The organism is Corynebacterium sp. MSK041, assembly GCF_030232265.1.
GTDB lineage: Bacteria > Actinomycetota > Actinomycetes > Mycobacteriales > Mycobacteriaceae > Corynebacterium.
In genome coordinates this window covers 197,669-216,997 of record NZ_JASPJK010000001.1, presented here as the reverse complement: position 1 = coordinate 216,997, position 19,329 = coordinate 197,669, and the positions used below count along the sequence as shown (strand labels likewise).

Annotated in this window: 17 protein-coding genes and 1 riboswitch; of the genes, 5 read left to right on the top strand and 12 right to left on the bottom strand. The window is 58.9% G+C overall.

Annotated features, from left to right (window positions below; translation table 11 throughout):
- Nucleotides 1-3: 3 nt before the first annotated feature.
- The 10 genes from QP968_RS01120 to ctaC form a co-directional block, all read right to left on the bottom strand.
- Nucleotides 4-963, bottom strand: a complete 960-nt coding sequence (locus QP968_RS01120; RefSeq protein ID WP_284854502.1) for an ROK family protein — start codon at nt 961-963, stop codon at nt 4-6.
- 11 nt (nt 964-974) lie between these two features.
- On the bottom strand, nt 975-2,132 hold the full coding sequence (locus QP968_RS01115) for a glycosyltransferase family 4 protein (protein WP_284854501.1): 1,158 nt from the start codon (nt 2,130-2,132) through the stop codon (nt 975-977).
- Complete coding sequence (locus tag QP968_RS01110; RefSeq protein WP_284854499.1) at nt 2,116-3,132, bottom strand: C40 family peptidase; 1,017 nt, start codon at nt 3,130-3,132, stop codon at nt 2,116-2,118. The genes QP968_RS01115 and QP968_RS01110 overlap by 17 nt, the downstream gene beginning before the upstream one ends.
- 178 nt (nt 3,133-3,310) lie before the next feature.
- Nucleotides 3,311-3,940: a C40 family peptidase gene (locus QP968_RS01105; protein ID WP_284854498.1), complete on the bottom strand. Its 630-nt coding sequence runs from the start codon at nt 3,938-3,940 to the stop codon at nt 3,311-3,313.
- 8 nt (nt 3,941-3,948) lie between these two features.
- Nucleotides 3,949-4,126: riboswitch (cyclic di-AMP (ydaO/yuaA leader) on the bottom strand.
- Nucleotides 4,127-4,484: 358 nt separating this feature from the next.
- Nucleotides 4,485-6,104, bottom strand: coding sequence for a cytochrome bc1 complex cytochrome b subunit (gene qcrB, locus QP968_RS01100; RefSeq protein WP_284854497.1), 1,620 nt, complete (start codon nt 6,102-6,104; stop codon nt 4,485-4,487).
- Nucleotides 6,104-7,327 carry a cytochrome bc1 complex Rieske iron-sulfur subunit gene (gene qcrA / locus QP968_RS01095; protein WP_284854495.1) on the bottom strand — a complete coding sequence of 408 codons (1,224 nt, stop codon included), beginning with the start codon at nt 7,325-7,327 and terminating at the stop codon, nt 6,104-6,106. Before qcrA ends, qcrB begins: the two co-directional genes overlap by 1 nt.
- Nucleotides 7,324-8,172 (bottom strand): cytochrome bc1 complex diheme cytochrome c subunit, encoded by an 849-nt coding sequence (qcrC, locus tag QP968_RS01090; RefSeq protein ID WP_034661921.1) that lies wholly within the window; start codon nt 8,170-8,172, stop codon nt 7,324-7,326. The genes qcrA and qcrC overlap by 4 nt, the downstream gene beginning before the upstream one ends.
- Nucleotides 8,173-8,225: 53 nt before the next feature.
- A complete protein-coding gene (gene ctaE / locus QP968_RS01085; RefSeq protein WP_284854494.1) occupies nt 8,226-8,846 on the bottom strand; it encodes an aa3-type cytochrome oxidase subunit III in 621 nt (206 codons plus the stop codon).
- A gap of 425 nt (nt 8,847-9,271) precedes the next feature.
- The gene (gene ctaF / locus QP968_RS01080) at nt 9,272-9,703 is read right to left on the bottom strand and encodes an aa3-type cytochrome oxidase subunit IV (RefSeq protein ID WP_284854492.1); all 432 of its coding nucleotides are present in this window, start codon (nt 9,701-9,703) and stop codon (nt 9,272-9,274) included.
- Nucleotides 9,704-9,722: 19 nt separating this feature from the next.
- On the bottom strand, nt 9,723-10,823 hold the full coding sequence (gene ctaC / locus QP968_RS01075) for an aa3-type cytochrome oxidase subunit II (protein WP_284854490.1): 1,101 nt from the start codon (nt 10,821-10,823) through the stop codon (nt 9,723-9,725).
- Between the two features lie 477 nt (nt 10,824-11,300).
- On the opposite strand from ctaC, the gene asnB reads away from it, so the two are divergent.
- Nucleotides 11,301-13,223 (top strand): asparagine synthase (glutamine-hydrolyzing), encoded by a 1,923-nt coding sequence (gene asnB / locus QP968_RS01070; protein ID WP_284854489.1) that lies wholly within the window; start codon nt 11,301-11,303, stop codon nt 13,221-13,223.
- A gap of 13 nt (nt 13,224-13,236) precedes the next feature.
- The gene (locus tag QP968_RS01065; RefSeq protein WP_284854488.1) at nt 13,237-14,229 is read left to right on the top strand and encodes a S41 family peptidase; all 993 of its coding nucleotides are present in this window, start codon (nt 13,237-13,239) and stop codon (nt 14,227-14,229) included.
- Between the two features lie 76 nt (nt 14,230-14,305).
- Here QP968_RS01065 and QP968_RS01060 read toward each other — a convergent pair whose 3' ends face one another.
- Nucleotides 14,306-14,650: a HesB/IscA family protein gene (locus tag QP968_RS01060; protein WP_034661932.1), complete on the bottom strand. Its 345-nt coding sequence runs from the start codon at nt 14,648-14,650 to the stop codon at nt 14,306-14,308.
- A 170-nt stretch (nt 14,651-14,820) separates the two neighbouring features.
- On the opposite strand from QP968_RS01060, the gene QP968_RS01055 reads away from it, so the two are divergent.
- A complete protein-coding gene (locus tag QP968_RS01055) occupies nt 14,821-15,522 on the top strand; it encodes a DUF3043 domain-containing protein (RefSeq protein ID WP_284854487.1) in 702 nt (233 codons plus the stop codon).
- An 8-nt stretch (nt 15,523-15,530) separates the two neighbouring features.
- Nucleotides 15,531-16,547 carry a nicotinate-nucleotide--dimethylbenzimidazole phosphoribosyltransferase gene (locus QP968_RS01050; RefSeq protein WP_284854486.1) on the top strand — a complete coding sequence of 339 codons (1,017 nt, stop codon included), beginning with the start codon at nt 15,531-15,533 and terminating at the stop codon, nt 16,545-16,547.
- 9 nt (nt 16,548-16,556) lie between these two features.
- Here the strand turns inward: QP968_RS01050 and QP968_RS01045 are convergent, their stop codons facing one another.
- The gene (locus QP968_RS01045; protein ID WP_284854485.1) at nt 16,557-17,666 is read right to left on the bottom strand and encodes a branched-chain amino acid aminotransferase; all 1,110 of its coding nucleotides are present in this window, start codon (nt 17,664-17,666) and stop codon (nt 16,557-16,559) included.
- 95 nt (nt 17,667-17,761) lie between these two features.
- Here QP968_RS01045 and QP968_RS01040 point away from each other — a divergent pair, with 95 nt between their 5' ends.
- Entirely contained in the window at nt 17,762-19,255 is a 1,494-nt protein-coding gene (locus QP968_RS01040; RefSeq protein ID WP_284854484.1) for a leucyl aminopeptidase, read from the top strand.
- The last annotated feature ends 74 nt before the right edge of the window (nt 19,256-19,329 follow it).

Below are 19,329 nucleotides of genomic sequence, written 5' to 3'. Positions count from 1 at the left end.
CCTCTACATCTGGTGTCGGGCCAAATCAGCAACGCCGATCATACCTGCCTGCGAGCCCAAAACGGCTGTTTGAAGTGCCGGCAAGGGCCGAAAGCCAGCGCCTACCACTGAACGTGCCATGGTCTGCTGTGCTGTATCTAGGAATAAATCCGCATCGCGGCTCACTCCCCCACCCAAGACGATGAGTTCCGGATCCAACACATCGCACACCAAGGAAAGACCTTGACCAAGCCACATGGCGAAATGGTCCATCGTGGCTAGGCCCAATGCGTCGCCGGCGCGCGCTGCCGCGACGACATCATTGCCCGTTGCCCGTTTATCCACGGCTTTGCGGTACAGCTCACAGGACTCAAAACCACCCTTAGTGGCAATCTCTACTGCGGTATCTACCAGCGCAGTGCCCGATGCGTAGCGCTCCAAGCAGCCCTGTTTGCCACATGAGCATGCGCGCCCACCAGGAACCACAGTCACGTGACCGAATTCTGGGGCAGTACCAAAAGCACCACGGTAGATCTCACCGTTATGCATGAGCGTTGCACCGATCCCAGTACCAACCGCAAACAGCACCCACGTTTTCGCATCTTGCGCAGCCCCAAAACGGTACTCACCCCAGGCAGCCGCGTTCGCGTCATGCTCCAATCTCACGGGCAGCCCGAGCTCACCTTGCAGGATCTTCCTTACCGGCTCGTTGTCCTGCCACGGAAGATGAGGGGCAAAGCGAACCACTTCACACTCGGGATCGAGGAATCCAGCGACAGCAAGCCCCACAGAGCCAATCGCGCCAGCTGGGCTGCGATGACGCAGCGTATCTACCATGCCCACGATGGCATGGCGTAACCCTTCAGGCGTGTGCGGGGTTCGCGTGGACTCAACATCAAGGACGCGGCCCCCCTCATCGACGACACCGGCGCGGGTGTTTGTGCCCCCGATATCGAACCCGATGGTCAGCTTTGTCTCAGACATAGGGCATTATTCTAGCCCTGCTCTCCGAATAGCACGCCCTCGAGCCTGTCCCCCAAGGCTTGCCAGGAGAAAATCTCAGACACATGCTGTCTCCCATTGAGGCCCATTGCTTTTCTGCGTGCCCCGTCCCCCAACAGCTCCACCACCGCTTCCGCGACCGTCTGAGCTCGGGATCCATCGACGACAATGCCAGTGTCTGGAGTAACAGTCTCTGGTGCTCCGCCTGAGGTACCTGCAATGACTGGAACTCCGCATGCCTGAGCTTCAAGGTAGACGATGCCAAGACCTTCCACGTCCAACCCGCCTCCACGGGTGCGCGCCGGCATGGCCATAATGTCTGCCGCTGCGACAAGGTCACGCATGCTTGTCCGTGGCAGACGCCCATGAAACGTCACTGCCCGCGCATAAGACACCGCGAGCTGCTCAAGTTTCTTCCGATACGGCCCCTCCCCAATAACGGCAAGACGGGCATCTGGGAAAGCCTCTTGTATTGTGCCCCACCCGCGAATCAGTTGATCCTGGCCTTTACGTGCGACCAATCGGGAGGCCACCACAACGAGTGGTTCATCCCCATAGCCGAACTCACTGCGCGTGCCCACTTTTTGCGCTGAGGTTGCAGGGCGGAAAAACTCCGTGTCCACACCGGAAGGCAAAGCAACATAGTCCGGATGAGCACCAAATGCAGAAGAAAATCGACGTCGCGTGTATTCCGACACATACGTCAACGTGTCTGTCGTTTTCCCAATGCGGCGCAGCATTTGCCTTGCCACGGGCAGCATGGACCAGCCAACCTCATGCCCATGTGTCGTGGACACGATCCGCATGGCACCAGCCTTGCGTGCCTCTTGGGCCAAAAGTGCAAGCGGCGCCGCCGCACCAAACCACACGGTATCAATCTTGTGTTCCCGGATGATCCGCTTCATTTCACGGGCTGCGGCCGGCGTAGGAAGCATCACCGTGCGGGGCCAGCGGTGAACGAGGTACTCCTGGGCAGCGTCGAAAAGCTTCGCAGCTTCCACATCCTGCGTCGACGCGAATACGACTATCGAATCGCGGCCCCGACGCGCGACGACCTCTGAAACAAACTGCTCTAGATACGACTGAATCCCACCAACTGTCGGCGGGAAATCATTCGTAACAAGCAGGACCCGGCTAGTAGCGGACTGCACCCTGCACCGGCATCGAATTCAATGGAACAACCTGAACCGGAATACCGTAATCCGACGCGTGAACCACCTGGCCGTTACCGATGTACATGCCCACGTGCGTCACGCCTGGGTAGTAACCAATGATGTCACCCGGTTGAAGCTCCGACATGGACACGCGTGTACCACCCGCAAGCTGCGCCTGGGACGTACGGGGGATCGACTTGCCGTTCTGAGCATAGGACCAGACCATCAAACCAGAGCAATCGAACTGGCTCGGACCAGCTGCACCCCAGCCATACGGCGAACCCAACTTAGCCAAAGCAGCCGACACAACACCAGAAGCATGCGCCGAGGCTGGCACATTGAGAGCAACCGGGCCGTTCTTCGCCTCCCAGCGCGCACGCTGCTCCGGCGTGAAGCCATCAACCTTGGCCTCTATCTCCTTAACCTTGTCATCCAGCTCCTCGCGTTCACGCTGAAGCTTGTCGCGCTTGCTTTCCAGCTCACTCTGACGGAAGTTAGCTACAGCGACCGCGATGTCCGCGTCCGTCGCACGCGAAGCAGCGACCTCATTCAAACGCTGGGATTCCTCCAACGTGCGCTGCGCGGAACGCGACAAGGAACCAAGATAGGAAGAACGGTCAATCGCCTCTTGCGGGTTAGCAGACTGCAGTGCGTTCAAATGCGCATCATTAGACAGGTTCCGGTACTGGGTCCGAGCCGTACCATCGACCTCGCCCTGAGCACCAGAGCGCGCCGCCTTGGCCTCCTCAGCATCACGACGTGCATCCTCTGCAGACTCACGAAGCGCAGAGACCTCGCCCTCACCCTTGGTGATCTCGTCCTCGATCTTCTTTACTTCTTCCGACTTCGCAGTCGCTTCCTCAGAGATGTCGCTGAGCTCCTTGATGATCGTTTCAATCTCATCAGCCTGCGCTGGCACCGCCAGGTTCACCGCTGAAAATCCAGCAATGAGACCCGCCACAACCATCGGGCGGAAACGGAAGGAAGCGCGACGCATGTCCACTTAAAGCGACCTCTTTTCGGTCAAAAATAACAAGCCTGTAGCTCAAGAACCTTAAACAAAGGTACAGCGCTAGAACTCTGCGGTCAAGCAGCGAATAAGTACAAATCCACTGGTTGTTACAGGTGTGAAAATTGAGAAACCCGACCGAAGCCGGGTTCGAAATCTCTACCGCTTAGAAGCGCACTGCCGAGTGGATCGGCATGTAGTTCAGCGGACGGTAACCCACGGGGGTACCAGAGTTCAATGCATCGATGATCTGGCCATTGCCAGCGTAGATGCCAACGTGGGAAGCGCCACCGTAGTACACCACGATGTCGCCTGGCTGCAGAGCGTTGATGTCCACGCGCTGGCCAGCGGAAGCCTGAGCGCCGGAGGTGCGCGGAATAGACTTACCCGCCTGGGCGTAAACCCAAGAGGTGAAGCCGGAGCAGTCAAAAGCCTGCGGGCCGGCAGCGCCGTAGACGTACGGGGAACCAATCTTCGACTTGGCAATCTCAACGATGCGCTGGCCCTGCGGCTGAACTGGGGCCGGAACAGCACCCTTCACAGCAGCGTTGAAGTTCGCGCCCGGAGCAGCCTTGCCAGCGAGGGACGGAACCCACTGATCAATACCCGGCACGTTCTCAATACCCGGCACGGTGTCAATGCCCGGGACGTATGCAGAAAGGTTAGTGTTCGGGACACGCACCTCAGCAGCGCCAGCAGTGGCCGGGCTAACGAGGGTAGCGCCAGCGATAACGGCGGATGCAGCAGTAAGACCGCGTTTGGACGCGGACGTGGTCTGGCGGCGATGCTTAGCCACTATGTAACTCCATATCTTCCAGTCGCCTACCGGGTTAGCTGTCGGGTTCGGTGCTAGAGATCACCTACAAGAAACTCCGGCGCCGAGGTGGCGCTCCTTGTTTCCCGTTCACCCCAGGGAAATTTTCGGTTCCCCGGCTTCCTCATGTCATGTGGTGAAACAAAAGGAACTCGGCTGTATGTATTTACGATGTCTAGGTTTCGCTTGCCGCCTGGTGGCTGCAAGGTCTCGAATAGGTTACGAAATGGACACGATGATTGTCTAACGGCGCGCCCGTTATTTTCTCGTTATTTAAAAAATCTACCGAAAACACCGCGAACGCCCGTTGCCCCCCTTTAATGCAGTGCCAACACGAATCAACAACCTACCTATTCCTACCTGCAGTTATCTTCCCTTCTCCCAAAACTCTCAATGCGAACTTTAGAAATGGTCAACCTGAAGAAAAACTTACTGTGATTCTAGTCACATTATCGTGTTTATCGTTTTGTTATACGCGTAAGGCCCCTCTCCCACTCGGGGAAAGGGGCCTTTGCTAAACCGTTTTTTACTTACCGGCGTCGCGGTCAGTTGCGGATTTCTCCGCCTCAAGTGCGCGCAGGGTCTCCACCTCTTCATGGTGGTTGTTGCGGGCAATCTCGTTACGGCGTGCTGTGATTTCCGGATCGTCAGCCTTGAAGATACCGGAGGTCTCGGAGTCTGCGTAGCCAAGCTCGTTGAGCTGCTTCGGTACTCGTGCGCCACCGTACTCAAGCGGAATTTGGTTGCCGTGCTCATCCACCGGACCGATGGGCTGGTGAACTGCCACGAACGCACCGTTCGGAAGGGTCTGGATCACACCGGTTGCAATACCGTGCTCCAGGACCTCACGGTCAGAGCGCTGGAGACCGATGCAGATGCGGTAGGTGATGAAGTATGCCAGCGGCGGCAGCACCAGCAAGCCGATGCGACCAATCCAGGTCATAGCATTCAGCGAAATCTGGAAGTGGTAGGCAAACAGGTCGTTACCACCTGACAGCGTGAGCAGCAGGAAGAAGACCAAGCCCATAACGCCAATGCCCGTGCGAACCGGAACATCGCGCGGACGCTGCAGCAGGTTGTGGTGCTCATCGTCGCCGGTGACCTTCTTTTCAATGAAGGGGTACGCGATCAGTGCGACGACCATGGCACCTGCCAGGAGCGCAACCCAGAACACACCAGGGATGGTGTAGTTGCCAAGGTAGAGCTCCCATGCCGGCATGACACGAGCAGCACCGTCAGTCCAGAGCATGTAGATATCAGGCTGTGAACCAGCGGAAACCTGGGACGGGTTGTACGGACCAATGTTCCAGATGGCGTTAATAGTGGTAACACCTGCCATCAAAGCCAGCACTGCGAAGACCACCATGCCGAAGCCAATTGCCTTGACTGCGAACACCGGCATAATACGGATGCCCACGACATTGTTCTCGGTGCGACCAGGACCCGGGAACTGGGTGTGCTTCTGGAACCAGACGAGCAGCAGGTGCGCCGCAATGAGCGCGAGGATGATGCCCGGGAGAATCAGCACGTGCAGGATGTAGAAACGATCCAGCATGAGGTCGGACGGGAAGTCGCCGCCAAACATAGCCCAGTGCAGCCAGGTACCGATGATCGGCAGACCCACGATGATGGCGGACATAATACGGAGACCCACACCGGAGAGCAGGTCGTCCGGCAGCGAGTAACCCATGAAGCCCTCGGCCATACCAAGCAGGATCAGGGTGGAACCGATGATCCAGTTAGCCTCACGTGGGCGACGGAACGCACCAGTGAAGAAGATGCGCATCATGTGGGCGAACATCGCCATCATGAACATCAGCGCGGCCCAGTGGTGCATCTGGCGGATGAACAGACCACCGCGGACTTCAAACGAGATGTCCAAGGCAGTTGCGTAGGCGCGAGACATCTCAACGCCGTTCAGCGGCAGGTAGCCACCTTCGTAGATAACCTTCGTAATGGAAGGGTCGAAGAACAGGGCCAGATAGACACCAGTCAGCAGCAAGATGATGAAGCTGTACAGCGCCATCTCACCGAGCATGAAGGACCAGTGGGTCGGGAAAACCTTGTTCAGCTGTGGGCGGAGAACGCCCGCGATTGTGAACCGCGAATCAGCGTTGTCCGCGGCTTTTGCGAGTTTCGTGCTCATTAGGACTTACGCTCCCAGAATGCCGGGCCAACGGGCTCAATGAAGTCCCCGCGGGCGATGAGGTAACCGTCTTCGTCGATGTCGATCGGCAGCTGCGGCAGAGCGCGTGCTGCCGGGCCGAACACCGGCTTGCCGTACTGCAACGCGTCGAACTGCGACTGGTGGCAGGGGCAAAGGATGCGGTTGGTCTGCGCCTCGTACAGAGACGTCGGACAACCGATGTGAGTACAAATCTTCGAGTACGCGTAGTAGTCGCCGTAGTGGAAGTCCTCCTGGCCCTCACGCTCAATTGCCTTCTCGGCATCAGCGGAGCGCAGGCGGATCAGCATGACGGCGTTACGCGGACCGTGCAGTGAGTGCATGTGCTGCTCGTAGACGTCACGCTCAGCGTCGTACTTGTCGCCATCGTTGACGTCTTCCTCGAGAAGCGGGAACACCGTCTCCATCGAAGCAGCATCCAGATCCTCCGGACGCATACGCACCAGGCGAGAAACACCAGCGGTGCTGTAGTGGTCGCCCTTACCGGTCTCATGCAGCTCCGCAATAGCGCCGGTGTCACGACCGAGGTACAGCTTGGTGCCGTTGCGGGCCATCGACCAACCCTGGGTCCACAGCGTGCCGTCACCCAGGTAGTTCATGTCATGACGCACACGCCACGGGTTCTTGATCAGGCCACCCATCGGAGCGATGATAGCCAAACCAGCCATCAGGCCAGCGCCACCAAGCAGCCCCTTCATGACCTTACGGCGACCAAGAGTGGAGGTCTGCCATGCATCATTAAGCAGAGCAGTGGTCGTACGACGATCCAACTCGGAGGAGCGACCATCGTGACGACGCTGGACTGCGACCTCTTCCGGGATGAACTTCTTCACGTACTGGATAATGGCGAAGCCAAGACCAGCAAGAGAGAGACCGGAGGTGAGACCCAACAGCGGGGTGTACAGCGAGTAAAGGAGCAGGCCTTCATCACCATGGAACTTTGCCTCCCACGGCCAGAACAGGTAGACGCCCAAGAAGGCGATACCCATAACAATGGAGATGATCAGCCAAGCCATGACGCCTGCGGCAGCACGCTTCTCAGCCGGGTCGTTTTCGATCGGCCAGCGCTCCTTGCGGTACGCAACCGTCACGTCATCGAGCTCGGTGCCCAGAGCAGCGAGCTCGGCATTGCTCATCTTATCGAGCTCAGCCTTGGTGTAGTTCTTCTTCACTTCATTGCTCATGAGCGCGATCCAATCCACATAGCAGCGGCGCCAACAAGAGTGACACCGATAATCCACATTGCCAGGCCTTCAGCAACCGGGCCGATGCCACCAAGTGCCCAGCCCGACGGGCTCGGGGTTTCCTTAGCGGACTTAATGAAGGCGATAATGTCGCGCTTCTCATCAGCGGTCAGCTGACGGTCGGAGAACTTAGGCATGTTCTGCGGACCAGTGAGCATGGCCTGGTAGATCTCCTGCTCGTTAGCAGGGTCCAGCACCGGCGCGTACTTACCGGAGGACAGTGCGCCACCACGACCGGTGAAGTTGTGGCAGGAGGCACAGTTCAGACGGAAGAGCTCTGAACCGCGGGCGACGTCGGCAGCCTGAATCGTGCCGTCGTAGTTCTTACCACGGAGCTCCTCCATAGCAATCGACCCATCCTCGTTGTACACGAGCTCTGGGCCACCGCCGTTAGCTGCAACATACGCGGCGATAGCGAGGGTCTGCGCCTCAGTGAAACGCGGCTTCTTACGCTCAGCCTGTGCGTCGTTGGACTTCATCGGCATACGGCCGGAGTTGACCTGGAAGTAGACAGCACCTTCACCGGTGCCGATCAGCGACGGTCCGCGATCCTTGACACCCTGCAGGTTTGCACCGTGGCAGGTAATGCAGGCGTAATCGTAAAGATCCTTGCCCTCTTGGATCATCGCCTGGTCGTCGCGCTGTGCGGTGGCAACCTGAGCATCCGGAGTCAGGGCTGCGGCCAAAAGGCCAGCACCCGTGAGACCGAAGGTCAGCGCCATGGCGCCAGCTGCGGACCGGCGCAACTTGCGGCGGTTCCGCGCCTTCTTTGGGGTGTTATCCATGTTGATCCCTTAGCGAAAATCGGTGTTCAGCTTCATCTGCACGCTGGGCGCGACTACTGAACGAGGTAGAGAGTAACGAACACGCCGATCCAAATAACGTCGACGAAGTGCCAGTAGTACGAGGTCACCATGGCGGCAGTTGCCTGCGCCGGGGTGAACTTCGACTTAGCCACGCGGAGCATCACCACGATGAAGGCGATGATGCCGGCAGTCACGTGAGCCATGTGGAAGCCGGTGATGATGTAGAACACCGAACCGTAAACGCTCGATTGCACGGTAACGCCGTGCATGATCATTTCGGCCCACTCGAAGGCGACGAGGCCCAGGAACACCACACCAAGAAGGATGGTTACCGTAAACCATTTACGAAGTCCGAAGACATCGCCCTTCTCGGCGGCGAACACGCCCAACTGTGAGGTCACCGAAGACGTCACCAGCACGATAGTGATGATGAGTCCGAAGACCACGTTGAGATTGGCCGTCTGGTTGGCCCAATCGCCGGTTTCCATGCCGTTCGCGCGCGACGTGAAGTACATCGCGAAGAGTCCGGCGAAGAACATCAATTCTTGGGCGAGGAACACGATCGTTCCCACGCTGACCATGTTCGGACGGTTCAGCGCAGGGAGACGCTCGGGTGAAGTCGCCATACCTGGGTTAGTTGTTGCAGTCGTCACGGAATCTAGTATCTCCCTTTTGAAGCCTAAAGTCACCTTGTTTACCCCCGAGTTTTTCATGTGAACACGGCAGTTAACCTCCCGATTTTCTTTGCAAATTTGGCGTGTTGGTGTCCAACTTTCGATGAAGAACTTGCTGGCACGAGTTTTTTCCTTACATCCCTGCAGGTCATGGCGCGCCAAATATTGGCTGATTTCCCTCAGCCCATTTTTCGCATTACGCCTCTTCCCAGAATTGGAGTTCCCAGAAATTCAAAGTAGTTCCCAAGTGTGATGGGATTCACATTTTCTGCCTGGCAAAACCCCGCTCGGTGCGAACTTTCGGTTGACCCCTCTTCGCACCATCTTTTGTTGGGCCTCGCCCTATTTAATAAGGAAAACCCCCACACCACAAGGGGTGCGGGGGCCAGCGTTCCAGTACAGCGTTAGTGTTTTTCGCGGGGGATACCGTACTGCAGGTTCAGCATCGTCGTTGCCCAGATGAGCACGACTGCGCCGAGAGCCAGCAGCCACAGCTGCCAGAAGGCGATCCCCAGAGCCATGAGGCCAACACCACCAGTCATGGCGGCCGGCCAGATGGAACCCGGCGAGAAGAAACCAAGGACACCTGCGCCGTCCTCAATCTCAGCTTCCTCCCAATCCTCCGGAAGGATATCGATGCGGCGCTCGGTGAAGTGCAGGTAGCCGCCGAGCATGAAGGCCAGTGCCGTGGCCAGGACGAGAGCGACACCGCCTGCCCACTCGTAACCCGAGAGGTAAGCATCGTCACCGATGTAGCTGGTTGCCACTGCGTAGATGACAGCCACGATGACAAAGAAGGTGCCGAGCGCGTAGAAGATCTTTGCTCCAGTTCCCATTTCTTTTCCCTAGCCTCTCTTAGACGTTCTGCACGGCATTGTTGTCGACAGCATTGTTGCCATCGCGGGTGCCGGTGCGGTCAGAGTTGAACGGACGGGTGGACGTTGCGTACGGAGCTTCGCCAATCGCCTCAAGGGCGTCAGCGTTTGAGGCTTCCGGGTTCTCATTACGGAAGCGCATGTACTCACGGAACTGGTCCGGCGTGACCGCGCGGATCTCAAAGTTCATCATTGCGTGGTAGGTACCGCACATTTCAGCACAGCGACCGACGTAGGCGCCTGGCTTCTCAATCTGCTCGATCTGGAAGCTACGCTGCTGCTGGTTGATTTCCGGGTGGACATAAGCATCGCGCTTGAACAGGAACTCCGGAACCCAGAAGGAGTGGGAGACGTCACCAGAAGCGAGACGGAACTCCACCGGAGTCTCGGTCGGCAGAACCAGAACCGGAATCTCCTCGGTAGTACCAATCGTCTCAATTAGGTTGTAACGCAGGAACGACTGGTCACTCATGGAGCGGCCGTGGATCGGGTTTGCGTTGTGGATCGACTCGTCGTCGAACTTGGATTCGTCCGCGAGCTTCTGGCGCTCAACATCCTGACCGTCATAGTCAGAGCCAGTCGGCGACAGCGAGGAACCAACCTGTGCGTAGCCGAACTTCCAGTTCCACTGGTACGCGGTGACGTCAACCGTCACTTCTGGATTCTTGTCCAGTGCGACAACCTTGGTCTGCGCCTGAACCGTGTAGAAGAACAGCACCATGACGATGATGATCGGAACAATGGTGAGTCCGAGCTCCAGTGGCACATTGTACTGCAGCTGCTTCGGGAACTCCCCGTGGCCCTTCTTCTCACGACGCTTGCCGTTCCAGGCAAAAATCGCGTAGATGAAGATGCCCCACATGATGATGCCGATGATCCAGGCTGCGAGCCAGACCCAGACCCAGAAGTTGTACATGCTGTGAGCCTCTGGGGTCACCGGATCCGGGAAGCCCATGTCGAGCAATTTCGACATGGAGCTCGGCGGTGCGACCTCACAGCCGGTAAGAGCAATGCCAGCCACAGCCAGAAGACCGGCGACGCCGAACTTCTTAGCTAGACCGCGGTTTTTTACCGTTTCCACGTGTGTCTGCCTTCCTGTCCACACTGATGAACGCTGTTAAACGCTTTTGAACGCTGTATGAAAGCTAATTAAAGCTGTGAATACCCTCCATGCTCCGTTCACCCCTTCGTAAGAAGAGCTGCATGCAGCAAAACAGAATATTCCTACCCAGTCAGAATAGTTGATCATTCGCGCATGTTTAACCTGCCCCATAAGCGCGTTGCCCCCGCCCACGCTTTCCCCGTGAAGTTTAAGGCCAAAGCACACCCCCGACATGGACAGATGGCGCACTTTACAGGCCATTACGTAACCGTGATCACAAATGCCTTCAATAAGATCAACCGGAAGTTGCACCCCTATCGGGGACGGGCTAAAGGTGGGGCGATCATTACCATTCATGCGCCACCCGCGCGGTGATTCTGCTACCCGCCTATCTGGCTTCTATTGTTGGGGGAGCTAATCACCCAATTCTTCCGTGAGTTAAGGAGCTACCCACCCATGTGCGGTCTACTCGCAATGCTGACCAGCAACTCAGATGCGCCCCGCTTTGTCGACGCTGCACAGAGGGCCCTCCCCTGCTTCCGTCACCGCGGCCCGGACGCTGCGGGCACATGGCATGATGATGACGCGGTCTTTGGTTTTAACCGCTTGGCCATCATTGATCTTGAGCATTCCCACCAGCCACTGCGTTGGGGGCCGGCCGATAATCCGGAGCGTTATGCGCTGACCTTCAACGGTGAGATCTACAACTACGTTGAGCTGCGCGAGGAGCTATCTGGTTACGGTTACACCTTTAATACTGAGGGTGACTCCGAAACCATTGTGGTGGGCTACCACCACTGGGGAGAGGAGGTAGTCAACCACCTGCGTGGAATGTTCGGCATTGTCATCTGGGATACCCAAGACAAGGTCATGTTCGCCGCGCGCGACCAGTTCGGCATCAAGCCCCTCTACTACGCCACCACGGAAGCCGGCACAGTCTTCTCCTCCGAAAAGAAGTCCATCCTAGAAATGGCTCCGGAACTCGGCCTGAACCTTGACTTGGACTACCGCGCCATTGAGCATTACGTCGACCTTCAATACGTGCCGGAGCCAGAAAGTCTGCACGCTGCTATTCGACGCGTCGAGTCCGGCTGCACCGTCACCCTCACACCCGGTGGCACCGTCGAGGCGAAGCGCTACTTCGCCCCGAAGTTCAACGTCATTCCGGTGAAGTCCGGCGAGGAGCAGAAGCTGTTCGACAGGATTGCGGCGGTGTTGGAGGATTCCGTCGAAAAGCACATGCGTGCTGATGTGACTGTGGGCTCTTTCTTGTCTGGTGGCATCGATTCGACAGCGATTGCAACGCTAGCCAAACGCCACAACCCAAACCTTTTGACCTTCACCACTGGCTTTGAGCGTGAGGGCTACTCCGAGGTTGACGTGGCTGCGGAGTCAGCGGCCGCGATTGGTGTGGAGCACATCGTCAAAATCGTCTCGCCCGAAGAATATGCTGACGCGATCCCGAAAATCATGTGGTACCTCGATGACCCAGTGGCTGACCCCTCGTTGGTACCGCTGTACTTCGTGGCACAGGAGGCCCGTAAGCACGTGAAGGTGGTGCTGTCCGGCGAGGGCGCGGATGAGCTCTTCGGTGGCTACACCATTTACAAGGAGCCACTCTCACTCGCACCGTTTGAGAAGCTCCCCTCCCCTCTTCTGAAGGGGCTCAACAAGCTCAGCCAGGTCCTGCCGGAAGGAATGAAGGGCAAGTCCCTGCTCGAGCGTGGCACGACCCCAATGGAAACCCGCTACTACGGCAACGCACGCTCCTTTAACTACCAGCAGCTAGAACGAGTTCTGCCGTGGGCGAAGCCGGAATGGGACCACCGTGAGGTGACCGCCCCGATTTACGCTGAGTCGACGGACATGGACTCGGTTGCGCGGATGCAGCACCTCGACCTGTTCACGTGGATGCGTGGCGACATCCTGGTCAAGGCCGACAAGATCAACATGGCGCACTCCCTTGAATTACGCGTCCCATTCCTGGACAAGGAGGTCTTCGCCGTCGCTGAAACCATCCCAGCAGATTTGAAGATCGCTCACGGCACGACGAAGTACGCGCTGCGCAAGGCCATGGAGCAGATCGTTCCCCCGCATGTCCTCCACCGCAAGAAGCTCGGCTTCCCGGTGCCCATGCGCCACTGGCTCGCAGGCGATGAACTGTACGGCTGGGCGCAGGACACTATCAACGAGTCCCAGACCGAGGACATTTTTGCCAAGGACCAGGTACTAGAAATGCTCAAGGAGCACCGTGACGGTGTCTCTGACCACTCACGCCGTCTGTGGACCGTCCTGGCCTTCATGGTCTGGCACGGCATTTTTGTCGAGCACCGCATCGATCCGGGCATTGAGCACAAGGACTACCCGGTCCAGCTCTAAGGAGGACCTGCTCATGTGGACCAAGAAACGAGTACTGACTATCATCGTCGCGATGCTCAGTGCGCTGCTCCTCGCAGTGGCTGCCCTGGTATTCGTCTATGGGCCGACGCTCACCGCGATGCTGACGGGCACCGCTCGTTTCGCAGGGACGCAGACGCCGAAGCGGTATAGCACGACGGTGCTCGCGCTCGCCGAACAGGGCATCTACGCCGACTCGGAGGAGTTCGAGGAAGCGAAAGCCCGCGCAAAGGAGGCTGCCAAGCAGGCAGACACGCTTTACGACGTCTATCCCGCCCTGGAGGACGCCGTCAAAGCTGCTGGAGGAAAGCACTCCCGGCTGATTGAACCTGATAACCCTAACCTCGGCTGGGCTATCGGGCAGAAGACGGAGCCCGCAGTCAGCGTCGAAGGCAGTGTCGCGGTGGCAACGGTGCCTGGCGTCGATCGGCACTCGGATGTGCAGGGGTACGCAGACTCGCTCGCAACAGGTCTTGCCGCCGCGCGTGATGGCGGGGCCTGTGCTGCGGTCGTTGATCTGCGTGGCAACGACGGTGGCGACATGGGGCCGATGGTCGCTGGACTCTCGTCGCTGTTGCCGGATGGCACGGTGCTCGAGTTCGTATCGCGGACGAACACCAGCCAGGTCACGGTCGAGGGAAACTCGGTGAGCGGCGGGGGCACGCCGCTCACGACAACTGGCGGGAAGTGGGAGGCGCCGGTGGCAGTCTTGGTCGATGGTGACACCGCTTCGTCGGGCGAGGCCACGATGCTGTCGTTCCGGGGACTTGAGCGCTCACAGAGTTTCGGCTCCCCTACCGCGGGCTACGCCTCGGCCAATATGGTGTACGACTTCCCGGATGGCAGCCTGCTGATGCTCACCATCGCGAAGGACAAGGCACGCACTGGTGAGGAGTTCGCTGAAGATCCGGTGCAGCCGGACGTCGAAACCGATGCGTCGTTAGAGCAAGCGAAGCAGTGGCTTGCGACCAAGCACGGCTGCCAATAATCCACGCAGACAAAACACCCCGCACTCCCCTCAATAATGAGGTGGGCGCGGGGTGTTGGCGTCGACAAGCTATTGCTTAGTTGAAGCTGTCGCCGCAGGCGCAGGAACCGCCGGCGTTCGGGTTATCAATGGTGAAGCCCTGCTGCTCAATCGTGTCTGCGAAGTCGATCTTCGCGCCGGACAGGTAAGGCACGCTCATCTTGTCCACGACAAGACGGACACCACCGACAACGTCGGACTTGTCGCCGTCTAAGTCACGGTCGTCGAAGTACAGCTGGTAACGCAAGCCGGCGCAACCACCAGGCTGGACGGCGATGCGCAAAGACAGGTCATCACGGCCCTCCTGATCAAGCAGCGCCTTAGCCTTGGCTGCTGCGGCCTCGGTGAGCTCTACGCCAGTGGCGGAAGTCGGTGCAGTCATGGATCGTCTCTCCTTGCCTTTATCGTGTTGGGTCCCGAGCCTACGCTGGCTTCCCGTTCGGATGCTAGTCCACCCTAATTTGTCCAGGTGAGACCCCTTTGTACCCCATAACGCACGGGTCCCTGCCCCGTATTCCCAATCGGATGAATTGATTTTGTAGCCTAGAGAGCGTGAAACTCCCCTGGCAGAAATCTGATGCGCCCGAGGCGCCCGCGACTAACAGCTCCTCTACCGCTGAGCCCACCACAGCTAGCGAGTCGGAGAAGAAGCTGCCGAAGGGCTACACCCCACCGAAGGGACGCCCGACACCGAAGCGCCATGAGCAGGAGATCAAGCGTGGTGTTGTGCGTGATCCGAACGCGATGAGTCGAGCTCAGGCTTCCCAGAAGCGCAAGGAAATGAAAGCTTCCATGTCCAAGGAGGAGTGGAAGGAATACAAGAAGCAGGAGCGCGCGCAGCGCCGTGCACAGAACAAGGACATCCAGGCGAAGATGGATGCTGGCGATGAGCGCTACTTGCTGGACCGCGATAAAGGTGAGGTCCGCCGCTACGTGCGTGACTGGGTTGATTCCAGGCGCTTCCTGTCCAACTTTGTCATGCCGGGTGCGCTTATCATGCTGGTGATCATGCTATTGGGCCAGTTCTTCCCGGAGGTTGCAGCGGCATTGTCAGTGGCTGCGATGGTGTTCATTCTTGCCACCTTCACGGAAGGCATCTTCATTGGCAAGCGCGCTAACAAGGCAGTGCGCGCCAAGTTCCCGGATTCCACGGAGACTGGTTTCGGTTTGGGCATGTATGCCGTTTCACGCGCTTTCCAGCCGCGTAACTGGCGCACACCGAAACCGCAGGTGGCTATCGGCGACAACGTCTAGGACTCACCGTGCGTTTCACTGACGGCTTCACTTTCCCTCCGGTCCCCTCCCCGGATCTGTCTGCACAAGCACGTGCGAAGGAAGCGATGACGCTCAACCCACGCGGTGCATCGTTTGGGCGTTTGGCCAGCATCGGCGCGTGGATGGCCGGGTGCCAGGGTGAGGCTCCTCCACGCCCAATCAAAACGTCACGTGTCATCATTTTCGCCGGTGATCACGGGATAGCTGAGCGTGGTGTGTCCGCGTTTACCCCGGAGGCGTCTCTTGTCCAGGCGGAGGAAATTAACTCTGGCGCGGCCCCCGTCAACACCTTGGCGCAGCGCGCAGACGCGTCGGTGCACTTGGTTGATGTGAGTCTGAACCATGACGCCGCAGCCATTCGTTCAGGTTCCGGCGGCATTGATGTCACCGATGCGATGACGGAAGAAGAATTCCTTGCCGCCGCGGAGCTCGGTGCCGCCACGGCGGATCGGGAGATTGATTCTGGCGTTGACCTGCTGGTCGCCGGTGACCTCGGCGTAGCCAATACGACGGTCGCCGCCGCCGTTTTAGGCACGCTCACCTTCACTGAACCGGTTGTCGCTGTGGGACGCGGCAGCGGGATCAATGATGAGGTGTGGAAGGTCAAGGTTGCTGCGGTGCGCGACGCCATGTTCCGCGCACGTGGTTTCCGGGATGATGTTGCCCGCGTTCTGCAAGCCATCTCCGCGCCGGACTTCGTTGCGCTTACCGCGTTCATTGCGCAATGCGCGGTGCGGCGTACACCCGTGCTTATCGACGGCGCCTACACCGCCCTCGCCGCCTACGTCGCCGAACGTGTTGCACCGGGCACCAAACAGTGGCTCATTGCGGGGCAGGTCAGCCCCGAGCCATGCACCACTATTTGTGTGCAGGCACTCGACCTGACACCGGTGGCCACGCTGAACATGTCCACCGGCCAAGGTGCTGGCGCTGCGGCGGTTCTGCCACTAATCATCTCCGCCGTTGAGCTGGTCGGCGATGAGATGCGCAGCGAAACCCCCTAAGCGTTCCGCCTACTTCGCAGGAACGAGGATGTGCAGCCACCCGTGGGTGTCTTCGAATTCACCACGCTGGATGGAGGTCAGGCGCTCACGCATCTTCATGGTGATCTCCCCTGCCTCGTTGCCATTGATAGTGAAGTCGACGTTATTGCCCACAACGTGCCCCACCGGGGTAATCACTGCGGCGGTACCGCACGCCATGGTTTCGGTTATGGCGCCGGAGGCCACGTCGTTCTTCCAGTCCTCAACAGAGATACGGGCTTCTTCGGTGGCGTAACCAAGGTCCTGCGCGACCTGCAGCAGGGACTGGCGTGTAATACCGGGCAGCAAGGAGCCGGACAGGGCTGGAGTGACCACCTTGGCGTCATCGCCGGAGCCGTATACGAACATGAGGTTCATGCCGCCCATTTCTTCGATGTACTTGCGCTCAATCGCATCAAGCCACACAACCTGATCACAGCCCTTCTCCTCTGCCTGCGCCTGAGCAAGCAGAGAAGCAGCGTAGTTACCAGCGAATTTGGCAGCACCGGTTCCACCCGGCGCGGCACGAACATAGTCCTCGCTGATCCACACCTTGACGGGGCTCACACCACCGGAGAAGTAGGCACCCGCCGGCGAAGCGATGAGGATATAGGTGTAGCTATCTGACGGGTGAACGCCCAGGCCTACCTGTGTGGAAATCATGAACGGACGCAGGTACAGGGATGCTTCCCCACCAGCGGCGGGCACCCAGTCCTGGTCGATGTCCACGAGTTGACGCAGGGACTCAATAAACACATCCTCCGGCAGCTCCGGCATGGCCAGGCGCTCTGCGGAGCGCTGCATGCGCTGCGCGTTCTGCTCCGGTCGGAAGGTCACAATGGTGCCATCGGCATGGCGGTATGCCTTCAGGCCTTCGAAGATGGCCTGGCCGTAGTGGAACACCATGCTGGCCGGGTCAAAAGAGAGATTTTCATAGGGGCGGACCTGCGCGTTGTGCCAGCCCTTGTCTTCGGTCCAGTCAATGGTGACCATGTGGTCGGTGAACTGCCTGCCAAACGCAGGGTTGGCAAGGATAGCGGCGCGCTCTTCAGCGGTGGCCGGGTTTTCATTCTTGGTCACGGTGAATTCCAGCTGTGTCATGCCTTTGAAGCATACTCCGCGGGTGAATACCACCAGCGTCAGTAGTATCGGGGCCAAGAAGAAAGACCTTTATTACAAGGAGGATCCAGCACCCCATGACTGTTTTGCCCCATTTCACTGACGTCTTGCCCTCGCACGGCCGTCTCGCACAGATCGAGTTTGCTATCGACGTTCCCGAGGGCGCCGCGCGCATCATCCCGGTGTCAGCCGGTGAGGGCCTGGAGCTGCCAGTCTCCCAGCTGACCACGGAGGGTCTCCTTGATGCATTGGAGGCTCTTGGCGCGAAAGGTTCCGCAGGTGAAGTGACCAAGACTGTGGTGGACGGCACTCTGTTCATTGCTGTGGGTCTGGGTGATACCGATGGGCCGCATTCCACCGAAACTGCCGTGCGCCGCGCGATGGGTTCTGCTGCACGTGCACTCAAGGGCTCGGAGCACGCTGTTGTGACTGCCGATTTTGGTGTCCGTCCCGTGGTGGAGGGTCTCCTGCTGGGCGGGTACGCCTACGAGGGCCTGAAAACCAAGGACAACACAGACGGGGATGAGACGAACAACTCCACGCTCGTCACCGTCGTGGGCAAAAAAGAGGACCGCGCTGACTTCGAGGCTGCTGTGAGCATCTGCCACGCAGTGGCACTCGCCCGTGATCTAGTGAACACCCCCTCCAACCTGCTCTACCCCGCCAACTATGCAGAGCTCGCACGCACCGTGGGTGAAGCAGCTGGTCTGACAGTGGAGGTCCTCGACGAGAAGGACCTGGAGGACAAGGGTTTCGGCGGCATCACGGCCGTGGGCCAGGGATCGGACAACCCACCGCGCTTGGTACACCTGACCTGGGCACCGGAGGGTGCTGAGACGTCGGTGGCGCTCGTCGGCAAAGGCATCACCTTTGATACCGGCGGTATCTCCCTGAAGCCGGCGTCCGGCATGGAGCAGATGGTCATGGACATGGGCGGTTCTGCTGCTGTGCTTGCCGCCACGTGTGCTGCCGCTGCGTTGAATGTACCGGTCCGTATTGATGCGTGGATGGCCATGGCGGAGAACATGCCGTCTGGTTCGGCCCAGCGCCCCGGCGATGTGATTACCCATTACGGGGGGATCACCAGCGAAGTGATCAATACCGATGCGGAGGGCCGTTTGGTTCTGGCCGATGCGATTGCGCGGGCCAGTGAGGACAACCCGGACTACCTCATCGAAACCTCCACGCTCACCGGTGCGCAGATGGTGGCGCTGGGTAAGCGCACCTTCGGCGTCATGGGTTCGGACGAGTTGCGCGATGCCATCGCAGAAACTGCCCGTGAACTAGACGAGCCGGGATGGGCAATGCCGATGTTGGAAGAGCACGATGAGGAGATTAAGTCCGCCGTCGCTGACATCAAGAACACCAACCCGGACCGCTTCGGCGGGATGGAGTTCGCCGCCACATACCTAGCCATGTTCGTGGGTGAAGGTATCCAGTGGGCGCATATCGACGTTGCCAGCCCCGCCTGGAACACCGGCGGCGCCTACGGCTTCACGCCGGCCCGCGCAACGGGTGTACCAGTCCGCACCATCGTGGATACGCTCACGCAGCTGGCCGCTAAGAAGTAAAAAGTGTGTCTGCCACCGTGGCCACCGTGGAGGATGAAGGGGACCAGGGGATCCTTGGCCGCTTTCCTTCTCCG